Here is a 17,054-nt window from a genome sequence, read left to right as displayed (position 1 = left end):
TTTGATAGTGCTAGGGCAATCACTAGAATGCAATGCACCGGAACCGCTTGTCAGCGCCCCCTAACTGGCCCGGTCCAATATCCAGGCCAGTTCCGGCGCATCTGACCAGTCAGCGGGCACCCGGCACACGGAGAAAGCCATCATGAAAGCATTGCTCACAACGACAGTGTTCACCCTCGTCCCTGGCGAAGTCACCAGCCTCTCGCTCCATGCTGCCCAGCGTCTTTTTGTGGAAGACGCCAAAGCCACGGACGTGTGGGTGACCCGCGAGAACGACTCGGAGGATTACTGGCTCCGTTGTGGCGGCAGCCTGTTGCTCCGGCGCGGCGACGAGATCGTGATCAGCGTGGACTCGCGCGCGACCCGCCCGGTCAGGCTGGCGCTGATTGCGGAAGCACGCCGCCCGGCGGCGACCGTGGCGGACCTGCCACACCTCGTGTATCGCGCCGTGAGGCGTTTGGTTCGAGGGACCGAATGGACACCGGGCCAGGATCAGGTCACGGCCTCCTGAACTGAGGCTGGTCTGGCCGCCCAGGCCGGACCGGGAGGCCGAATGCGAGACCCCGCCATGACCGGGGTCGCCCACCAGGGGCCGGCGGATGCCGGCCCTTTTCGTTACACTCTCGGGCATGCATGCCATTCAAGTCATCGAACGGGGTCTGGAGCCGTACGCGCCCTGTTTCGACGCCATGCGCGCCTATACCGAGGCCCGCACGCCCGACACGCCGGACCAGATCTGGCTGGTCGAGCACCCGCCGGTCTACACGCTCGGCCAGGCCGGGGACCCCGCGCACCTGCTCTTGCCCGACGCCGCCATCCCCGTCGTCAAGATCGATCGTGGCGGACAGATCACTTATCACGGCCCGGGCCAGGTCGTGGCCTACCTGCTGCTCGACCTGCGTCGTCGCCACCTGATGGTGCGCGAGCTGGTGACCGATATCGAGCAGGCGGTGCTGGACACGCTCGCGGCGTATAATCTCGCAGCCGAACGCAAGCCCGGCGCCCCCGGCATCTACCTGTCGGACGGACCGCACCAGGGCGCCAAGATTGCCGCGCTCGGCCTCAAGATCCGCAACGGCTGCAGCTATCACGGCGTCAGCCTCAACGTGCAGATGGACCTCTCACCGTTCCTTCGCATCAACCCCTGCGGCTATGCCGGACTGGAAACAGTCGACATGGCCAGCGCGGGCGCCACCGTGCCGGGGGCAGGCGAAGCCGGAGGAACGCCATCGACGCTGGGTGCCACGACGAATGCCACGAACGGCGCCGTCACTGCGGCCCACTACCCCGAAATCGCGCGACGCCTGGCGGCGGCCCTGTGCGAGGTGCTGGCGGCGCGCGAAGCGCGTGCCCCGGTGCGCGGGAATGCCGCCGCCGAGGCCGCCTGAGCACAGCGATGGCGTACCCGGCCCCGATTCACAGCCAAGTCCACAGCCAAACATGCACGCGGCCAAGCGTGCGGAGAACAGTATGAGCGACGCCCTGATCGCCACGTCCAGCGAAGCCCCGCAATCCCCTGCCGAGTACGATCCGACCCGCAAGCAGAAGTCGGCCGACAAGACCGCGCGCATCCCCATCAAGATCGTGCCGGCCGAGAAGCTGAAGAAGCCGGAGTGGATCCGCGTGAAGGCGGCAACCGGCAACTCGCGTTTCTACGAGATCAAGGACATCCTGCGCGCGAACAACCTCGTCACGGTGTGCGAGGAAGCGAGCTGCCCGAACATCGGCGAGTGCTTCGGCAAGGGCACGGCGACGTTCATGATCATGGGCGACAAGTGCACGCGCCGCTGCCCGTTCTGCGACGTGGGCCATGGCCGCCCCGATCCGCTCGACGTGAACGAGCCGGGCAACCTGGCGCGCACCATCGCCCAGTTGAAGCTGAACTACGTGGTGATCACCAGCGTGGACCGCGACGACCTGCGTGACGGCGGCGCCCAGCATTACGTGGATTGCATCTCGCAGACCCGCGCGCTGTCGCCGGCCACCCGCATCGAGGTGCTGGTGCCTGACTTCCGCGGCCGTCTGGACAAGGCGCTGGACGTGCTTCAGGCCGCCCCGCCCGACGTGATGAACCACAACATGGAAACCGTGCCGCGCCTGTACAAGCAGGCGCGTCCGGGCGCCGACTACGCGCACTCGCTCAAGCTGCTGCAGGAGTTCAAGCGCCGCAATCCGCACCTGCCGACCAAGTCGGGCCTGATGGTGGGCCTGGGCGAGACTGACGAGGAAATCCTCGAAGTCATGCGCGACATGCGCGCCCACGATATCGACATGCTGACCATCGGCCAGTATCTGGCGCCGTCGAACCATCACCTGCCGGTGATGCGCTACGTGCATCCGGACACCTTCAAGATGTTCGAGGAAGAGGCCTACAAGATGGGCTTCACCCACGCCGCCGTGGGCGCCATGGTGCGCAGCTCGTACCACGCCGACCAGCAGGCGCATCAGGCCGGGTTTGCCTGAAGCAAAACAAAGCACGCAGGTAGCAGGATCAAAGAAGGCCGGGACACGCTCCCGGCCTTTTTTATTGCCTATTGTTCCGACAGGCAGGCAAGCGGCGCCTTGAATGTCTGCGCACCGCCTTTCAACCACCTTTCACAATAAGCGCAGCAAAAATCACTTATTCCCCGTCTTGGCGACATCTTGTCGCTAACGGTGCATAACATCCTAGGGACAACCCCGAGTGCTGGGCGTTGGCATGTTTCGTTATGATGAATTTATCGATAAATCGTCGATGAAATACGGCTGAGTCACATTCGGTCCGACGCCATCCGACCTCTTCCTCACAGGTTGCCCCCACATGCCCGATTGCACCGTCCATCGCCTGGCCGAGCAGGCGCTGCTCTATAGCGTGGCGCCGCCCGCTTCGCTCGATGTCCAGCGCCGCATCTGGGCCATGGCCGAGCGCGCCGCCGACTGGCGCGGCGTAGTGGACGTGGTGCCGGGCATGAACAATCTCACCCTGGTGTTCGACGACACCGCCGACGTGGCCGCGCTGGAGCGCAATCTGAAGGTGGCGTGGGCCTCCGGCGAGACGCGCAACGCCACCGGCAAGCTGGTGGAGATTCCCGTGCGCTACGGCGGCGAGTTCGGCCCCGATCTGGCCGATGTGGCCGCGCACACGGGCATGACGCCGCAGGAAGTGGTGCGCCGGCATGCGGCCGGCGAGTACGTGGTGTATTTCCTTGGCTTCCAGCCCGGCTTCGCCTATATGGGCGGGATGGTCCCCGAACTGGCCACGCCGCGCCGCCGCGAGCCGCGCCTGGCCGTGCCGGCCGGTGCCGTGGGCATCGGCGGCGAGCAGACCGGCATCTATCCGGCCGTGCTGCCCGGCGGCTGGCAGTTGATCGGCCATACCGACGCCCAGCTCTTCGTGGCGGACCGCGATCCGCCGTCCCTGTTCGCGCCGGGTGACACCGTGCGCTTCATCGTCGAGGAGTATCTGGCGTGATCGAAATCATTCGTCCCGGCGCGCAGGCGTCCGTGCAGGATCTCGGCCGGGTGGGCTTCCGACGCTTCGGGGTGGGCCGCTCGGGCGCGGCGGACAGTCTGGCGCTCCAGGTGGGCAACCGGCTGCTCGGCAACGCGGCCGGCGCCGCCGGCATCGAATTCACGCTGGGCCGCGCGGCCATGCGCTTCCATGTCGATATGCGCGTGGCGCTGGTCGGGGCCGAGTGCGGCGCCAACCTGGACGGCGTGCCGGTCTGGTGCTGGCATGCCTTCGATGTGCATCGCGGCGAGACCCTGACGCTGCCGTCCCCGCGCGGTGGCACCCGCACCTACCTCTGCGTGGCGGGCGGCATCGATGTGCCGCTGGTCATGAACTCCCGTAGCACGGACCTGAAGTCCGGCTATGGCGGCTTCGAGGGCCGCGTGCTGCGCGAAGGCGACAAGCTGCCCGCCGGCCGTCCGGGCCTGGACGAGGAACGCGACTGGCTCGGCGTGGCCGCACCCGGTTGGGCGCTGCCCGTGAACCGCATCGACGACGCCTGGGCCATCCGCATGCTGCCCGGCCCCGAATATCCCGATTTCGAACCCGCCGCGCAGGCCGCGCTGTGGCAGTCCGACTGGACCATCACGCCGCAGAGCAACCGCATGGGCCTGCGCCTGCAGGGCCCCGCGCTGGCGCGTCGCGCCGAGCGCAGCGGCGACCTGCTCTCGCACGGCGTGGTGCCGGGCGTGATGCAGGTGCCGCCGGCCGGCCAGCCCATCGCCCTGATGAGCGATGCGCAGACCACGGGCGGCTATCCGAAGATTGGCGTCGTGATCGGCGCCGACCTCTGGCGGCTGGCGCAGGTGCCGCTCGGCGCGTCCGTGCGCTTCGTGCAGGCCACGCTGGACGAGGCCGCCGCCGCGCAGGCGGAGCTGGACCGCTACCTGCGGCAGATCGACCAGGCGCTGCAATGGCAGGGCGATGGCATGAAGATCGCCGCGCGCCGCCGCACCACCACGCGCTTCGTGGCGTAACCGGGCTGGACCCCACCGTACAAGGAGAACCCCCATGCAAATCGACCTGAACGCCGACCTGGGCGAAGGCTGCGGCAACGACGAAGCTCTGCTGGCACTGATCAGCTCCGCCAACGTGGCCTGCGGCTGGCACGCCGGCGATGCCGCCACCATGCTCCAGACCGTGAAGTGGGCCATCGCCAACAACGTGGCGATTGGCGCGCACCCGAGCTTCCCGGACCGCGAGAACTTCGGCCGCACCGAGATGCAGCGCGACCCGGAAGCCGTCTACGCCGACGTCCTGTACCAGATCGGCGCGCTCGACGCCATCGTGCGCGCCCAGGGCGGCCAGCTCGCCCACGTGAAGCCGCATGGCGCGCTCTACAACATGGCCGTGCGCGATGAAAAACTCTGCGCCGCCATCGTACGGGCCGTGCGCGACTACAACCCCGACCTCGTCTTCTTCGGCCTGGCCAACAGCCGCATGATCACCATGGCGCGCGACGCCGGGCTGCAGGTGAAGGAAGAAGTGTTCGCCGACCGTGGCTACAACCCCGACGGCACGCTGGTCAAGCGCGGCACGCCGGGCGCGCTGCACGACGACGAGGAAGTTGCCCTGGACCAGACCCTGTCGATGGTGCGCGACCAACGCGTGCGCGCCATCGACGGCACCTGGGTACCGATCCGCGCCGAAACCGTGTGTCTGCACGGCGACGGCGCCCACGCGCTTGCCTTCGCGCGCCGCATCCGGGAACGGCTCGGCGCGGAAGGCATCGCCATCCGGGCTGGTGCCTGACGGGCGCCCGCCCGCCGGCGCTGGCTTTGCTCCACCGTTAGCTTCACCTTCTATCTGGTGTTACCCATGGAATCGGCTGTCAATCTTTGGCCCCTGCTCGGGGTCGGCGTCATCGTCATCGGCTTTGTCCTGCGGTTCAATCCCATGCTGGTGGTGGCGCTTGCCGCCATCGTCACGGGGCTGACCGCTTCCATGCCGCTGATGCAGATCTTCACCGCGATCGGCACGGCCTTCGTCAAGGCGCGCAACCTGCCGCTGATCATCCTGCTGCCGCTGGCCGTGATCGGCCTGCTCGAGCGCCACGGCCTGCGGGAGCACGCGCAGGCGTGGATCTCGCGCATCGCCTCGGCCACGGTGGGCCGCCTGCTGATCGTCTACCTCGCCGTGCGCGAGCTGACCGCCGCCGTGGGGCTGACCAGCCTGGGCGGACATCCGCAGATGGTGCGTCCGCTGCTGGCCCCGATGGCCGAAGGTGCGGCCGAGAACCGCTTCGGGCACCTGCCCGAGCCGGTGCGCCAGCGCGTGCTGGCCTTCTGCGCCGCCACCGACAACGTGGGCCTGTTCTTCGGCGAGGACATCTTCGTGGCCTTCGGTGCCATCGCGCTGATGCACACCTTCCTGCTGTCGTCGAACATCGACGTGGAGCCGCTGCACATCGCCGTCTGGGGCATTCCCACCGCGATCTGCGCGTTCCTGATCCACGCGGTGCGCCTGAAGCGGCTGGACGGCTGGCTCGAGCGCGAACTGGGCAAGACGCCGGCGGGGACGCCGGCCACGTCCGCCGCATCCGGCAAGGTTGGGGAGTAAGCCATGATCGTATCCATCGACTATCTCTACTGGCTGGCCGGCTTCGTGCTGGCGATTACCGCCCTGATGACGTTCACGGACAAGACGCACCCGCGTCGCCTGTCCACCGGCCTGTTCTGGGCGCTGTACGCGGCCATCTTCCTGATTGGCGACAAGATCCCGCCGGCCATCGTCGGCATCGCCGCCGTGCTGATGGCACTGATCGCCGGCTTCGGCGGCGTGGGCCACGGCAAGCACGGCACGCTGCCCGAGTCGGAGCGCCGCGCCAGCGCCAAGCGGCTGGGCAACAAGCTGTTCATCCCGGCGCTGCTGATTCCGCTGGTGACCGTGATCGGCACGGTGCTGTTCAAGGACGTGAAGCTGGCCGGCGTGCCGCTGCTCGATCCGAAGAACGTGACGTTCGTGTCGCTCGGCATTGGCTGCCTGGTTTCGCTGGCCGTGGTGTGCTGGCTGACGCGTGACACCGTGACGCAAGGCATGCGCGAGTCGCGCCGGCTGATCGAGTCGCTGGGCTGGGCGCTGGTGCTGCCGCAGATGCTGGCGATGCTGGGCCTGGTCTTCGCGGACGCCGGCGTGGGCAAGGCCGTGGCGCACCTGGCCACCGCCTACATCAACATGGACTACAAGCTGGTGGCCGTGGCGGTGTACTGCGTGGGCATGGCGCTGTTCACGGTGATCATGGGCAACGGGTTTGCCGCGTTCCCGGTGATGACCGGCGGCGTGGGCGTGCCCATCCTGGTGGGTATGTTCGGCGCCAACCCGGCTGTGATGGCGGCCATCGGCATGTTCTCGGGCTACTGCGGGACGCTGATGACGCCGATGGCGGCCAACTTCAACATCGTCCCGGCGGCGCTGCTGGAGCTGGACGACAAGAACGCGGTCATCCGCGCGCAGGTGCCGTCGGCGCTGGCCATCCTGGCGGCCAATATCGTCCTGCTGTACTTCCTGATGTAACTGATGGAGACACGCACTATGCGTACCGCCCAGCGAACCGTATTACTTACCGGCTTCGAGCCGTTCGACAAGGAACCGGTCAACCCGTCATGGGAGGCGGTGCGGGCGCTGGACGGCCAGCAGGTGGGCGATGCGATCATCGTCGCCCGCCAGCTGCCGTGCGTGTTCGGCGCGGCCATCGAGGCGATGTCGGCGCTGCTGGCGTCGGTGAAGCCGGATGTGGCGATTGCGGTCGGCCAGGCTGGTGGCCGCACGGAATTGTCGATCGAACGCGTGGCGATCAATGTCGACGATGCGCGCATCGCCGACAACGCCGGCGCGCAGCCGATCGACCTGACCATTGCCGCCGATGGCCCGGCCGCCTACTTCGCCACGCTGCCGATCAAGGCCATCGTGCGCGACCTGCGCGCGGCGGGCGTGCCGGCGATGGTGTCGCAGACTGCCGGCACCTTTGTCTGCAACCACGTGTTCTACGGGCTGATGGATGGCATCGCGCGGCACGGCCTGACCGGCACGCGCGGCGGCTTCATCCACATTCCCTATCTGCCGGAACAGGCGGCGCGGCATCCCGGCGCGCCGAGCCTGGCGCTGGACACGCTGATCGCCGGCCTGCGGGTGGCGGTGCAGACCACGCTGACCACCGACGCGGATATCCGCGAGCAGGGCGGCCAGCTCCACTAAATCGATTCGATTGGGATCAGGGCTGGCCCGGACCCGGGCCGGCATCCACCTGCCGGTCCGTCGCCGCCGCCACGGCGCGCGCCGTGGCACGGCGCCGGGCCAGCCGCTGCAGCCGCCGGCGCATGCTCATCTGCTCCACGCGCCACAGCACATAGAAGAACGCCGCGAACGGCCACAGCCAGCCCAGCCACTGGGCCAGGCTGTTGAAGTGCACGAAACGTCCCATGCGCCAGCCTTGCTCCGAAATCCACGCATAGGGATTCGCCGGCAGCACGTTGGTCAGCACTACCAGCCCCGCCAGCGCCACGATGGCCAGCAGCGCGCGCAGCCAGCGTGGCAGGCGCAGCAGCAGCACCAGCACCAGCGAACTCGTGGTCAGCGCGAAGCGGCCCCCCTCGGACAGCCAGTTGAAGGTGTTGTCGTCCGCGAACTGCAACTCGGCCACGGTGGCCTTGAGCAGCAACGCGAAGGCGAGCAGCCCGGCCAGGATGCGCAGCATCGGCGCGGTGCGCCGCATCGCCAGCGAGGCGAACAGCCCCGTGCCGATCCAGCTGCACGCGGTCACCATGGTTTCCAGCATCAGCTGGGCCTGCATGTCGTCGGGCCGCAGTCCCACGTTGTTCTGCCAATCGAGCAGGGCGGGGAAGTAGCCCTGCAGGATCTCCATCGGCCAGGAATCGGGGTCGGTCAGCCATTCCCGCACGATGCCGCCCATGCCGAACAGGTGCTCCTGCGGAAAGATCTGCGCGAACGGCCACAGCAGCACCAGCAGGATCGCAAAGCTCGCATGGGGCTCGAACCACGCCATGCGCAGCCGCGTAAGCGTGCCGCGATCCACCAGCGCGCTGGTGAACGGCGCCACCATGGCCGCGCCCAGCAGCGCGCCGAGCGCGTTGGTGATCAGGTCGATATTCGACGAGATCCGGCTCGGCAGCCAGGTCTGCAACGCCTCCATGACCGCCGACAGCAGCGCGCCGGCCACCAGCGCGATCAGCGTGGCGCGCGCGCCCGAGATGCGCGGGTGCAGCGCCAGCACGACCAGCGCCCCGAACGGGCAATAGCCGAGCACGTTGGTAATCAGGTCGAACTCGGTGATGTAGCGCGGCTTGGGCGCGGTCAGGAAGGCCAGCGGCGAGATGCCGTTATTGACCCATCCCGTGAACGGATAGAGGCTGGCGTAGGCCACCAGCAGCGTGAAGCAGATCAGGCCGACGCGCGCCAGCGGCGAGTGGCGCGGCAGCCAGCCGTCCAGCTCCGGCTGGCGCGGCTGCTGCGGTGGCTGCGGCGGCGGGGGCGGGGGAGATGTCGGGGGCGCGACCAGAGTCATGCGTGCGAATACAGGCCGCCGTTACGGCCGGGGCGGATTCGGTGACGGCGGCGCCGTCGGCAGCGGCACCGCATTGGCGCCGGGCGGGTTGGCGGCGGGCAGCGCGGCCGGGCCGGATGCCGTGGCGGCGGCCAGCGGCAGCGTGGCAGCCCAGTCGAGGATGGCGGCGATCACCGCGTCGCTGCTGGTGGAGAGCGCCTTGACGCCGCCGGCGCCATCGGCGCTGGGGGCGGGCTGCTCGGCCACGAAGGTCTTCTGGCCGATCAGGCCCTTGTGATAGACGGTGGCGCGCGCCCGCACCACGCCCCGGCTGGCGGTGGCGCTGTCGAACACCTGCTCGAAGGCGAGCAGGTCCACCTTGAGCGCCGGCACCGAGCCATCGCCGAACCACGTCAGCGCGCCGCGCCCGGACACCGCGTCGCGCAGGCGCGCATCGAACAGGCGGGGTGGCGAATCGACCCAGCGCTGCGTGGCATAGGCCTGCAGCCGCTGCGCCTGCGAGTATTGCAGGCGGTAGTAGAGCGACTGGTTGTCCATCCATACCGGGCCGTCGGTCTGGGCCACGCGCAGCTTGGGCAGCGGTGCGGGCGACTGCGACGGCGTGCCGGCCATCGGCCCGAGGTCATAGGTCAGCGCGGACGGCCCCGGCGACAGCGCGCTGCATCCGCCCAGTGCGAGCAGTGCGGCAAGGGCGGCGATTCGTACGAGTCCTACAGGCGTCATGGCGGAGTCCCGGTGGAAGTTGGGGCGAAGGGCAGGGCGATGGTCGATGATCATGGCGCGCTGAACCCCGCTTCGCCCGGGCCCGGCGTGGGCGAGGGGCCGCCGAACAGCACGCTGCTGGGCCGGTCGTTGAAGGTGCCGGCGGCGCGGTCGATGGTGCGCGCGGTCTGGCGGGCGTCGCGCGCCAGGCCGTTCAGTTGCGGCAGGGTTTCCTCGCTCAGGATGCCGGCGGCCGACTGCACCGAGTCCGCCGCGCCCTGGAGGTTGGTGCCCACGCCGTTGACCGTGCGCAAGACCGTGCCGTTGGGGCTGGCCAGCTCGTCCGCCAGGCGCCGCGTGGAGACCAGCGTGGCGTTGAGGTTATCCACCGCCTGCGGCAGCTTGGCGGCGGCCGGCTGGAGCGAGGCGGACAGCTTCGAGTAATCCTCGGCCGTCTTGTGCACGGAGCGGATGGCGGCCATCAGCTCGTCGCGGTTGGTGGTCTGGAACATCTCGTTGAGCGAGGACATCAGCGTCTCGGTCTGCGTCAGCAGCGAGTCGCCACGCTTCTCCAGTTCCTCGAAGAAGCCCGGCCGCATGGCGATGCGCGCCGGCGCCCGCGCCGAGGTGGGCAGCGGCGGCGACGCCTTGTCGTTGCCGGCCTCGCGCGCGGTGTCATCGAGCTGCACGTAGGCGATCCCGGTCACGCCCTGGAAGCCCAGCGTGGCGTACGTCGTGCGGGTGATCGGCGTGTCCTGGTTCACGCTGATGCGCACGATGATCTGCCCCGGCACCTGCGGATCGAACTTGATCGACACCACCTTGCCCACGTCGAGCCCCCGATACTTCACATCGGCCTGCGGCCCGAGGCCGTTCACCGTGGAGCGGGTGATGAGGTCGTACGGCACGCGCACCGCGTGGTCGGAACTGAACCAGAACAGCGAGAACAGCACCAGCACGGCCAGTCCGATGGTGAAAACGCCGGCAAGGAAGGCGTTTGACTTGTTTTCCATCAGGTGTCTCCGGAAGGGGGGCGCGGCGCGCCGGGCCGGGTCGGGGCCGGCAGGGCCTGCAACGCGCGCTGGGCGCGGTCGCCCAGGAAGTATTCGCGAATGAAGGGGTGGTCCACCTTCACCAGTTCGGGGATCGGGGCGGCGGCCAGCACCTTGCGGTCGGCCAGCACGGCCACGCGGTCGGACAGTGCCACGAGGGTGTCGAGGTCGTGGGTGATCATCACCACGGTCAGGCCCAGCTCGCGCCGCAGTTCGCGGATCAGGTCCACGTAGTCGTCGGACGCCATCGGGTCCAGGCCGGCCGTGGGCTCGTCAAGGAACACCAGTTCCGGCTCCAGCGCCAGCGCGCGGGCCAGCGCCACGCGCTTGACCATACCGCCGGAGAGGTCGGCCGGCATCTTGTCGGCGTCCTTGGCGGACAGCCCTACCAGTTGCAGCTTGAGCAGCGAGGCCTGGCAGATCAGGTTGTCCGGCAGCGCGCGCAGCTCGCGCATGGGCAGCGCGATGTTGTCGATGACCGACAACGCCGAGAACAGCGCCCCGCGCTGGAACTGGAGCCCCCAGCGGTTGCGCAGCGCCTGCAGCTGCGCCGGCTTGAGCTTGGCGGGGCTTTCGCCGAAGACCTTGATGGTCCCCGACGTGGGCCGCTCCAGCCCGACGATCTGGCGCAGCAGCACGGTCTTGCCCGTGCCGGAGCCGCCCACGATGGACAGCACCTCGCCGCGATAGACATCAAGGTTGAGATGGTCATGCACGACGTTGTCGCCGTAGCGCTTGACCAGGTCGCGCACCTCGATGATCGCCTCGCGGCGGGCGGGGGAGGGATTGGCCGGATGGTTCATAGGCCTACGTCCTTGAACAGGATGGCGAAGATGGCGTCGGCGATGATGACCACGGTGATCGACGTGACCACCGAGGCTGTCGTGCCTTCGCCCAGGCTCTGCGTGTTCGGCCGGATGCGCAGGCCGAAGTGGCAGGCCGTCAGCGCAATCAGCATGCCGAACACCACGCCCTTGCCCAGCCCGAGCCAGAGGTTGGCCACCGGCACCGCCTCGGGCAGCTGGCGCAGGAAGAAGGCGTAGCTGATGCCAAGCTGGAACTGGGCGGCGGTCATGCCGCCGAGCAGCGCCATCAGGTCGGTCCAGGCCACCAGCAGCGGCATGGCCACGGCCAGCGCGATCACGCGCGGCATGATCAGCCGGAAGCCGTGCGAGATGCCCATCACCCGCATCGCATCGAGTTCCTCGGTCACGCGCATCACGCCGATCTGCGCGGTGATGGCGGACCCGGAGCGCCCGGCAATCAGGATGGCGGCCAGCACCGGCCCCAGTTCGCGGATCACGGCCATGCCCAGAATGTTGACGATGAACGTGCTGGCGCCGAAGGTGCGCAGCTGGTTGGCCGACAGGTAGGACAGCACGATGCCGATCAGGAAGCCCACCAGCGCCGTGATGCCCAGCGCCTTGTATCCCACGTTATAGACGTTGGCCGAAATCTCGCGCCATGGCCCCCGGTGCGGCGCGCGGGCGAAGCGCAGCAGGTCGAAGGTGAGCTGGCCGAGCATGGTCACCCCGATGGCGAACTGGGCGAAGAACGACAGCAGGCTCGCGCCGAGGATGGTGATCGGGTTGAAGCGATCCACCATGCGCTTCTTCCAGCCGTCGCGGCGCAGCGCGGCGATGCGGTCGAACACGCGGCGCTGGCCGTCGTTGAGTTCGACGTTCGCCGGCATCTTGCTGTTCCAGGCCTGCCAGATCAGTTGCGCGCCGATATGGTCGAGCCGGTTCACCCCGGCCAGCGACCACGCGGCGTGCTGGGGCGCCTCGGTCAATTCGTGCAACTGCGCGCGCAGCCCACGGGCTTCGTGGCAGCCGGCGAGCGCGAGTGCGGTCCAGTCCCCCTGCAGCGCGATGCTGCAGGCTCCGTCCTGGCGCGAAATCTCGATGGCCGGCGTCGATGGGCGATCCAAGGGTGAATCCAAAGGGGGGCGGCGATGTGATGGGGGAGTCTCGATTCTATGCTACCGGCCGTGACGTGGCGACCGGGCATCCTCTGACACGGCCACACGGGGCTGTCCGACAGCCACGGGATCGGGCCAATCCGGCCAAATCGGGCGACGCGGCTACAATCGCGGCTAACTGCCCCAAGCCACCCTGACCCGCCCCGCATGACCGCGCCTCCCGACCGCCTCCACCCCAGCATTCCCAGCCTTGCAGACGATGCCGCCGCGCTGCCCGCGTGGCACATCGACGCCGGCGCGCTGCGCACCGCGCTGGACACCGGCCCCGCACGGGGTTGGACCGTGGAGGTGGTGGAGGAAACCGGCTCGACCAACGCCGACCTGACCCAGGCCTGCCGCAGCGCCGGCTGGGTGGAGGGCTGGGTGGAGGGGGACGAGCGCGCGCAGGTGCGCGTGGCCTATCGCCAGACCGCCGGGCGCGGCCGTCAGGGCCGGCCCTGGCAGGGGCAGGCGGGGCTGACCTTCTCGGTGGCCATGCCGCTGGCGCTGCCGCCGGCCCGCCTGAGTGGCCTGAGCCTGGCCGTGGGACTGGCGCTGGCTGAGGCGCTCGAGGACGTGAACCCCGCGCTCGGCACCCGCGTGGGCCTGAAATGGCCCAATGACCTTCAGATCGACGGCCGCAAGCTGGCCGGCATCCTGATCGAATCGGTGCCGGCGCGGCCCGGCGCGCTCTGGGCCGTGATCGGCATCGGCCTGAACCTGGTGCGCGATGCCCGTATGGAAGCCGCGCTGGGCCGCCCGCTGGCCGGTGTGGCCGAGGCGCTGCCGGGCTTCGACCCCGCCCACCATCCCACCGAGATCCTCGGCGCGGTGCTGAACCGGCTGGCGGCGATGCGCGCCGTGTTCCTGGCCGAAGGCTTCGCGCCGTTGGCGGCCCGCTGGTCTGCGCGCGATGCCTTCCGCGACGAGCCGGTGCGCCTGCTGCACGACGGCACGCTGCTGGCCGAGGGCCTCGCCCGGGGCGTGGACGGCGACGGCCACCTGCTGCTGGAGACGGCGGACGGGCTGCAACGGATCGCCAGCGGCGAGGTGTCCTTGCGCGGAGCGGCGGCATGAGCGCGCGCCTGCTGATAGATATCGGCAATACCCGGCTCAAGTGGGCGTGGAGCACGGACGACACCGACGCGACCGCGCCGGCCGGCACCCTGCCCACCCCGTGGCGCCACGCGGGCGCCGCCACGCACGCCGCGCCGGCGGAACTGGCGGCGCTGGTCGGCACATGGCGGGGGCTGGCGGATGCCGGCGTGCCGTCGGTCTGGATCGCCAATGTGGCCGGGGCGGCGATTGGCAAGGCAGTGGCGGCGACGCTGGCCGACGCCTTCGGGGCCGCCCCCACGCTGCAATGGGTACGCACCACGGCCGCCCACGGCGACCTCGCCAACGGCTACCGCGAACCCACGCAACTGGGTGTGGACCGCTGGGTCGGCAGCATCGGCGCGCATCGCTGGCTGCCCGGCGAGACGCTGCTGATCGTCACGGCCGGCACGGCCACCACGCTGGACATCGTCACCACGCAGGCCGATGGCGGGGCACGCTTCGAGGGCGGGCTGATCCTGCCCGGGGTGGCGCTGATGCTCGGCTCGCTGGCCCGCAACACGGCCCAACTGCCGGCGCTCGACGTGCTCGACACCGGCGCGGGCGCCGCGCGGGCGGTGCGAGCGTTGGGCGCTGACAACACTCACGACGCCATTGCCGCCGGCTGTCTGGCCGCCCAGGCCGGCGCCGTGGAGCGCTCCTGGCGGGCGCTGGCCGAACGCGGGCCGGTGCGCTGCCTGCTTTCGGGCGGGGCGCGACAGGCGCTCTCCGGCGCACTCGCGATGCCGTTCGAGATGCACGATAATCTCGTGCTGCTTGGACTGCACGCGATGGCCACCGGGGCCTGAGGCAGCCGCCAGGCGATCTTGCATCGCCCAACCGAACCGTCTTCCATGTCCCAGAAAGGCCCGACCGCCCTGCTGCTGATCCTGCTGCTCGTCAACGCGCTGCTGCTGGCCGCCGTGCTGGGCGGGTTCGGCCCGGACCCGCTGGCTGGCTGGATGGAAAGCCCGCGCGAGCCGCAGCGGGTGTCCCAGCAGGTGCGCGGCGAGCGGATGCGGCTTGAGCCGCCTGCCGATACCGCCACCGTACGCCCGGCCCCGGGCGCTCCGGCAGGCTCCCCGCGCGGCGCGCTGACGCCCACCCCCGCCGGCACGGTCTCGCTGGCCGTGGCCCAGCCGGCCCCGCGCGCCGATGCCTGCTTCGAGATCGGCGGTTTCTCGGCCCAGACCGTGGCGCGGGCGCGTGAAGACCTCGCCGCCATCGCCGCCGGGGCTTCGCTGCCGGTGCAGCAGTTCGAACGGACCGAACAGGTGCGCTGGTGGGTCCACCTGCCGGCCCAGCCCACGCGCGAGAACGCCGACCGCAAGCTGGCGGAGCTGAAGCGCCGCAAGGTGACCGATGTGTCCGTGGTGAGCAACGAGGACGATGAGGCGTCGTCGGCGTCTTATACCGTGTCGCTGGGGCTGTTCCGGGAGCGCGAGCGCGCCGACCGCTTCCTCGAATCCCTGCGCGCCCAGGGCGTGCGCACGGCGCTGATTACGGACGCGCCGCGGCCGGTCTCGCGCCAATGGCTGCGCGTGACGTCCTCGGACGATGCGGTGCGGGCAAGGATGGATGAAGTGCGCCTGCGGTATGGCGCGGAGTCGCTCCAGGCGTGCCGCGCCGGCACGCAGGCGCGCGGCGCGAAACAGCCCGGATCGGGCGCCGAAGGTTGAACAGCGAGGCTGATCAGCCCTGCTGGCGCACCTTGGTCAGCAGCTTGGTGGTGGAGCGGTCGTGCAGGAAGGGGATGGCGTAGGCCTGGCCGCCCCAGCTACGGACGAGGCGGGTTTCCTCGAGGGTGTCGATGTCGTAGTCGCCGCCCTTCACATAGATGTCGGGGCGCACCAGGCGGATCAGCTCCACTGGCGTCTTTTCGCGGAACATCGCCACCAGATCGACCGAGGTCAGCGCTGCGAGCAGCGCCATGCGGTCCGACTCATGGTTCAGCGGGCGGTCATCGCCCTTGCCCAGCATCTTCACCGAACCGTCGCTATTCACGCCCACGATCAGCGCCGCGCCCAGCTCGCGCGCCTGCGCGAGGTAGGTGGCGTGGCCACGGTGCATGATGTCGAACACGCCGTTGGTGAAGACCAGCGGGCGCGGCAGGGCGGCCACGGCGGCGCGCAGCGCGGCCGCGTCGTCAGCGGGAACGAGCTTCGATTCGAAAGCGGGAGCGGTCATTGAACGGCGTGGGTCGCGGGGATCAGGCCGGTTGCTGGCCTGCTGCCACGAGGCTGGCGTTCAGTTCCTTGCGGTAGCGGTTCAGTTCCTGCACGGTGTCGAACGTGCGTTCGAACAGCAGCGACATGTTGTGCAGGATGCGCTCGATCACCTTCTTTTCCCACACTTCGTCGAAGCGGATCTGCTCGTCGAGCCAGTGCTCGAGCCAGTCCGGGTCCGGCAGGCGGGACTGCACGGTGTCGTTGGGGAACAACGCCTTGTTCACGTGCAGGTTGGTCGGGTGGAGCGGCTTTTCCGTGCGGCGGGCCGAAGCCATCAGCACGCCGATCTTGGCGAAGGCGGCGCGCGCGGAGTCGCCGAACTGCGCCAGGTACTTCTTCATATAGCGCAGGTAGGCGCCGCCATGGCGGGCTTCGTCCTGCGACAGCGTGCGGTAGATGTGCTTGATCACCGGCTCGGTGTGCCATTCGGCAGCACGGCGATACCAGTGGTTCAGGCGAATCTCGCCGCAGAAGTGCAGCATGAGTGTCTCCAGCGGCGGGGCCGGATCGAACTCGAAGCGCACGGCATGCAGTTCTTCTTCCGTCGGCACGAGGTCCGGGCGGAAGCGGCGCAGGTACTCCATCAGCACCAGCGAGTGCTTCTGTTCCTCGAAGAACCAGATGCTCATGAACGCCGAAAAGTCGGAATCGTGGCGGTTATCGCGCAGGAACATCTCCGTGGCCGGCAGGGCGGACCATTCGGTGATGGCATTCATGCGGATGGTCTTCGCCTGGTCGTCCGTCAGCAGGCTGGGGTCGAAGGAATCCCAGGGGATGTCCTTGTCCATGTGCCAGCGGACCGATTCCAATGATTTGAACAGTTCGGGGTAGAGCATGGTAAGCCTTTGAAATTACGGGCGGATTCTACCAGATGGGAATTATTCTCGAATCTTTTCTCTAGTTCCTTTTTAGTGCGATTACTAGGGATTGCAACAGACGTTGCCCTTTTCTTGCGCTGTGCCGGCTGAGGAACCAGCGGGGCTGGCCCCAGGAAAGTGGACGAATT

At 68.8% G+C, this 17,054-nt stretch carries 19 protein-coding genes; 12 read left to right on the top strand and 7 right to left on the bottom strand.

Translation table 11 applies throughout. From position 1 onward, the window contains the following. Nucleotides 1–142 precede the first annotated feature (142 nt). From AC1DFU_RS07230 to pcp, 9 genes are all read left to right on the top strand, one after another. Nucleotides 143–511: a DUF2917 domain-containing protein gene (locus tag AC1DFU_RS07230; RefSeq protein WP_092291248.1), complete on the top strand. Its 369-nt coding sequence runs from the start codon at nt 143–145 to the stop codon at nt 509–511. 118 nt (nt 512–629) lie between these two features. After that, the gene (gene lipB / locus AC1DFU_RS07225) at nt 630–1,388 is read left to right on the top strand and encodes a lipoyl(octanoyl) transferase LipB (protein WP_441591478.1); all 759 of its coding nucleotides are present in this window, start codon (nt 630–632) and stop codon (nt 1,386–1,388) included. 82 nt (nt 1,389–1,470) lie between these two features. After that, entirely contained in the window at nt 1,471–2,463 is a 993-nt protein-coding gene (lipA, locus tag AC1DFU_RS07220) for a lipoyl synthase (protein ID WP_092291252.1), read from the top strand. 337 nt (nt 2,464–2,800) lie between these two features. After that, the gene (gene pxpB, locus AC1DFU_RS07215) at nt 2,801–3,451 is read left to right on the top strand and encodes a 5-oxoprolinase subunit PxpB (RefSeq protein WP_092291254.1); all 651 of its coding nucleotides are present in this window, start codon (nt 2,801–2,803) and stop codon (nt 3,449–3,451) included. Next, the gene (locus AC1DFU_RS07210) at nt 3,448–4,467 is read left to right on the top strand and encodes a 5-oxoprolinase subunit C family protein (protein WP_092291256.1); all 1,020 of its coding nucleotides are present in this window, start codon (nt 3,448–3,450) and stop codon (nt 4,465–4,467) included. The genes pxpB and AC1DFU_RS07210 overlap by 4 nt, the downstream gene beginning before the upstream one ends. 34 nt (nt 4,468–4,501) lie before the next feature. Beyond that, nucleotides 4,502–5,242 (top strand): 5-oxoprolinase subunit PxpA, encoded by a 741-nt coding sequence (pxpA, locus tag AC1DFU_RS07205; protein ID WP_092291258.1) that lies wholly within the window; start codon nt 4,502–4,504, stop codon nt 5,240–5,242. A gap of 66 nt (nt 5,243–5,308) precedes the next feature. Next, complete coding sequence (locus tag AC1DFU_RS07200) at nt 5,309–6,049, top strand: DUF969 domain-containing protein (RefSeq protein WP_092291261.1); 741 nt, start codon at nt 5,309–5,311, stop codon at nt 6,047–6,049. 3 nt (nt 6,050–6,052) lie between these two features. Then, complete coding sequence (locus AC1DFU_RS07195; RefSeq protein WP_092291263.1) at nt 6,053–7,003, top strand: DUF979 domain-containing protein; 951 nt, start codon at nt 6,053–6,055, stop codon at nt 7,001–7,003. An 18-nt stretch (nt 7,004–7,021) separates the two neighbouring features. Continuing rightward, complete coding sequence (gene pcp, locus AC1DFU_RS07190; RefSeq protein ID WP_092291265.1) at nt 7,022–7,684, top strand: pyroglutamyl-peptidase I; 663 nt, start codon at nt 7,022–7,024, stop codon at nt 7,682–7,684. Nucleotides 7,685–7,700: 16 nt separating this feature from the next. On the opposite strand, the gene AC1DFU_RS07185 is transcribed toward pcp, so the two are convergent. The 5 genes from AC1DFU_RS07185 to AC1DFU_RS07165 are packed head-to-tail and all read right to left on the bottom strand — an operon-like array spanning nt 7,701 to nt 12,695. Next, a complete protein-coding gene (locus AC1DFU_RS07185; protein ID WP_092291267.1) occupies nt 7,701–9,011 on the bottom strand; it encodes a VanZ family protein in 1,311 nt (436 codons plus the stop codon). A gap of 21 nt (nt 9,012–9,032) precedes the next feature. Next, nucleotides 9,033–9,734, bottom strand: a complete 702-nt coding sequence (locus AC1DFU_RS07180) for an ABC-type transport auxiliary lipoprotein family protein (RefSeq protein ID WP_092292083.1) — start codon at nt 9,732–9,734, stop codon at nt 9,033–9,035. Between the two features lie 50 nt (nt 9,735–9,784). After that, on the bottom strand, nt 9,785–10,726 hold the full coding sequence (locus tag AC1DFU_RS07175) for an MlaD family protein (protein WP_177219855.1): 942 nt from the start codon (nt 10,724–10,726) through the stop codon (nt 9,785–9,787). Next, a complete protein-coding gene (locus AC1DFU_RS07170) occupies nt 10,726–11,568 on the bottom strand; it encodes an ABC transporter ATP-binding protein (protein WP_441591474.1) in 843 nt (280 codons plus the stop codon). Before AC1DFU_RS07170 ends, AC1DFU_RS07175 begins: the two co-directional genes overlap by 1 nt. Beyond that, complete coding sequence (locus AC1DFU_RS07165) at nt 11,565–12,695, bottom strand: MlaE family ABC transporter permease (RefSeq protein WP_441591472.1); 1,131 nt, start codon at nt 12,693–12,695, stop codon at nt 11,565–11,567. The genes AC1DFU_RS07170 and AC1DFU_RS07165 overlap by 4 nt, the downstream gene beginning before the upstream one ends. A gap of 198 nt (nt 12,696–12,893) precedes the next feature. On the opposite strand from AC1DFU_RS07165, the gene AC1DFU_RS07160 reads away from it, so the two are divergent. From AC1DFU_RS07160 to AC1DFU_RS07150, 3 genes are read left to right on the top strand one after another with little or no spacing between them, the layout of a single operon-like run. Further along, entirely contained in the window at nt 12,894–13,802 is a 909-nt protein-coding gene (locus AC1DFU_RS07160; RefSeq protein ID WP_441591471.1) for a biotin--[acetyl-CoA-carboxylase] ligase, read from the top strand. Beyond that, entirely contained in the window at nt 13,799–14,629 is an 831-nt protein-coding gene (locus tag AC1DFU_RS07155) for a type III pantothenate kinase (RefSeq protein WP_441591469.1), read from the top strand. Before AC1DFU_RS07160 ends, AC1DFU_RS07155 begins: the two co-directional genes overlap by 4 nt. A gap of 45 nt (nt 14,630–14,674) precedes the next feature. Beyond that, nucleotides 14,675–15,499, top strand: a complete 825-nt coding sequence (locus tag AC1DFU_RS07150; protein WP_441591468.1) for an SPOR domain-containing protein — start codon at nt 14,675–14,677, stop codon at nt 15,497–15,499. Between the two features lie 13 nt (nt 15,500–15,512). Here AC1DFU_RS07150 and rfaE2 read toward each other — a convergent pair whose 3' ends face one another. Both rfaE2 and AC1DFU_RS07140 read right to left on the bottom strand, forming a co-directional pair. Then, on the bottom strand, nt 15,513–16,007 hold the full coding sequence (gene rfaE2, locus AC1DFU_RS07145) for a D-glycero-beta-D-manno-heptose 1-phosphate adenylyltransferase (RefSeq protein ID WP_092291281.1): 495 nt from the start codon (nt 16,005–16,007) through the stop codon (nt 15,513–15,515). 22 nt (nt 16,008–16,029) lie between these two features. Next, nucleotides 16,030–16,884, bottom strand: coding sequence for a ferritin family protein (locus AC1DFU_RS07140; protein WP_092291283.1), 855 nt, complete (start codon nt 16,882–16,884; stop codon nt 16,030–16,032). Nucleotides 16,885–17,054: the final 170 nt, after the last annotated feature.

This window comes from Cupriavidus sp. 10L45 (genome assembly GCF_056395225.1).
The sequence above is the reverse complement of the archived record's forward strand: the minus strand, read 5'-3'. Positions and strand labels throughout refer to the sequence as shown.

Coding starts and splice junctions, on each gene's coding strand:
- AC1DFU_RS07150 (WP_441591468.1), top strand. CDS start 14,675: ATGTCCCAGAAAGGCCCGACCGCCCTGCTGCTGATCCTGCTGCTCGTC.
- AC1DFU_RS07230 (WP_092291248.1), top strand. CDS start 143: ATGAAAGCATTGCTCACAACGACAGTGTTCACCCTCGTCCCTGGCGAA.
- lipB (WP_441591478.1), top strand. CDS start 630: ATGCATGCCATTCAAGTCATCGAACGGGGTCTGGAGCCGTACGCGCCC.
- lipA (WP_092291252.1), top strand. CDS start 1,471: ATGAGCGACGCCCTGATCGCCACGTCCAGCGAAGCCCCGCAATCCCCT.
- pxpB (WP_092291254.1), top strand. CDS start 2,801: ATGCCCGATTGCACCGTCCATCGCCTGGCCGAGCAGGCGCTGCTCTAT.
- AC1DFU_RS07160 (WP_441591471.1), top strand. CDS start 12,894: ATGACCGCGCCTCCCGACCGCCTCCACCCCAGCATTCCCAGCCTTGCA.
- AC1DFU_RS07175 (WP_177219855.1), bottom strand. CDS start 10,726: ATGGAAAACAAGTCAAACGCCTTCCTTGCCGGCGTTTTCACCATCGGA.
- AC1DFU_RS07195 (WP_092291263.1), top strand. CDS start 6,053: ATGATCGTATCCATCGACTATCTCTACTGGCTGGCCGGCTTCGTGCTG.
- rfaE2 (WP_092291281.1), bottom strand. CDS start 16,007: ATGACCGCTCCCGCTTTCGAATCGAAGCTCGTTCCCGCTGACGACGCG.
- AC1DFU_RS07155 (WP_441591469.1), top strand. CDS start 13,799: ATGAGCGCGCGCCTGCTGATAGATATCGGCAATACCCGGCTCAAGTGG.
- AC1DFU_RS07170 (WP_441591474.1), bottom strand. CDS start 11,568: ATGAACCATCCGGCCAATCCCTCCCCCGCCCGCCGCGAGGCGATCATC.
- AC1DFU_RS07200 (WP_092291261.1), top strand. CDS start 5,309: ATGGAATCGGCTGTCAATCTTTGGCCCCTGCTCGGGGTCGGCGTCATC.
- AC1DFU_RS07185 (WP_092291267.1), bottom strand. CDS start 9,011: ATGACTCTGGTCGCGCCCCCGACATCTCCCCCGCCCCCGCCGCCGCAG.
- AC1DFU_RS07180 (WP_092292083.1), bottom strand. CDS start 9,734: ATGACGCCTGTAGGACTCGTACGAATCGCCGCCCTTGCCGCACTGCTC.
- AC1DFU_RS07140 (WP_092291283.1), bottom strand. CDS start 16,884: ATGCTCTACCCCGAACTGTTCAAATCATTGGAATCGGTCCGCTGGCAC.
- pxpA (WP_092291258.1), top strand. CDS start 4,502: ATGCAAATCGACCTGAACGCCGACCTGGGCGAAGGCTGCGGCAACGAC.
- pcp (WP_092291265.1), top strand. CDS start 7,022: ATGCGTACCGCCCAGCGAACCGTATTACTTACCGGCTTCGAGCCGTTC.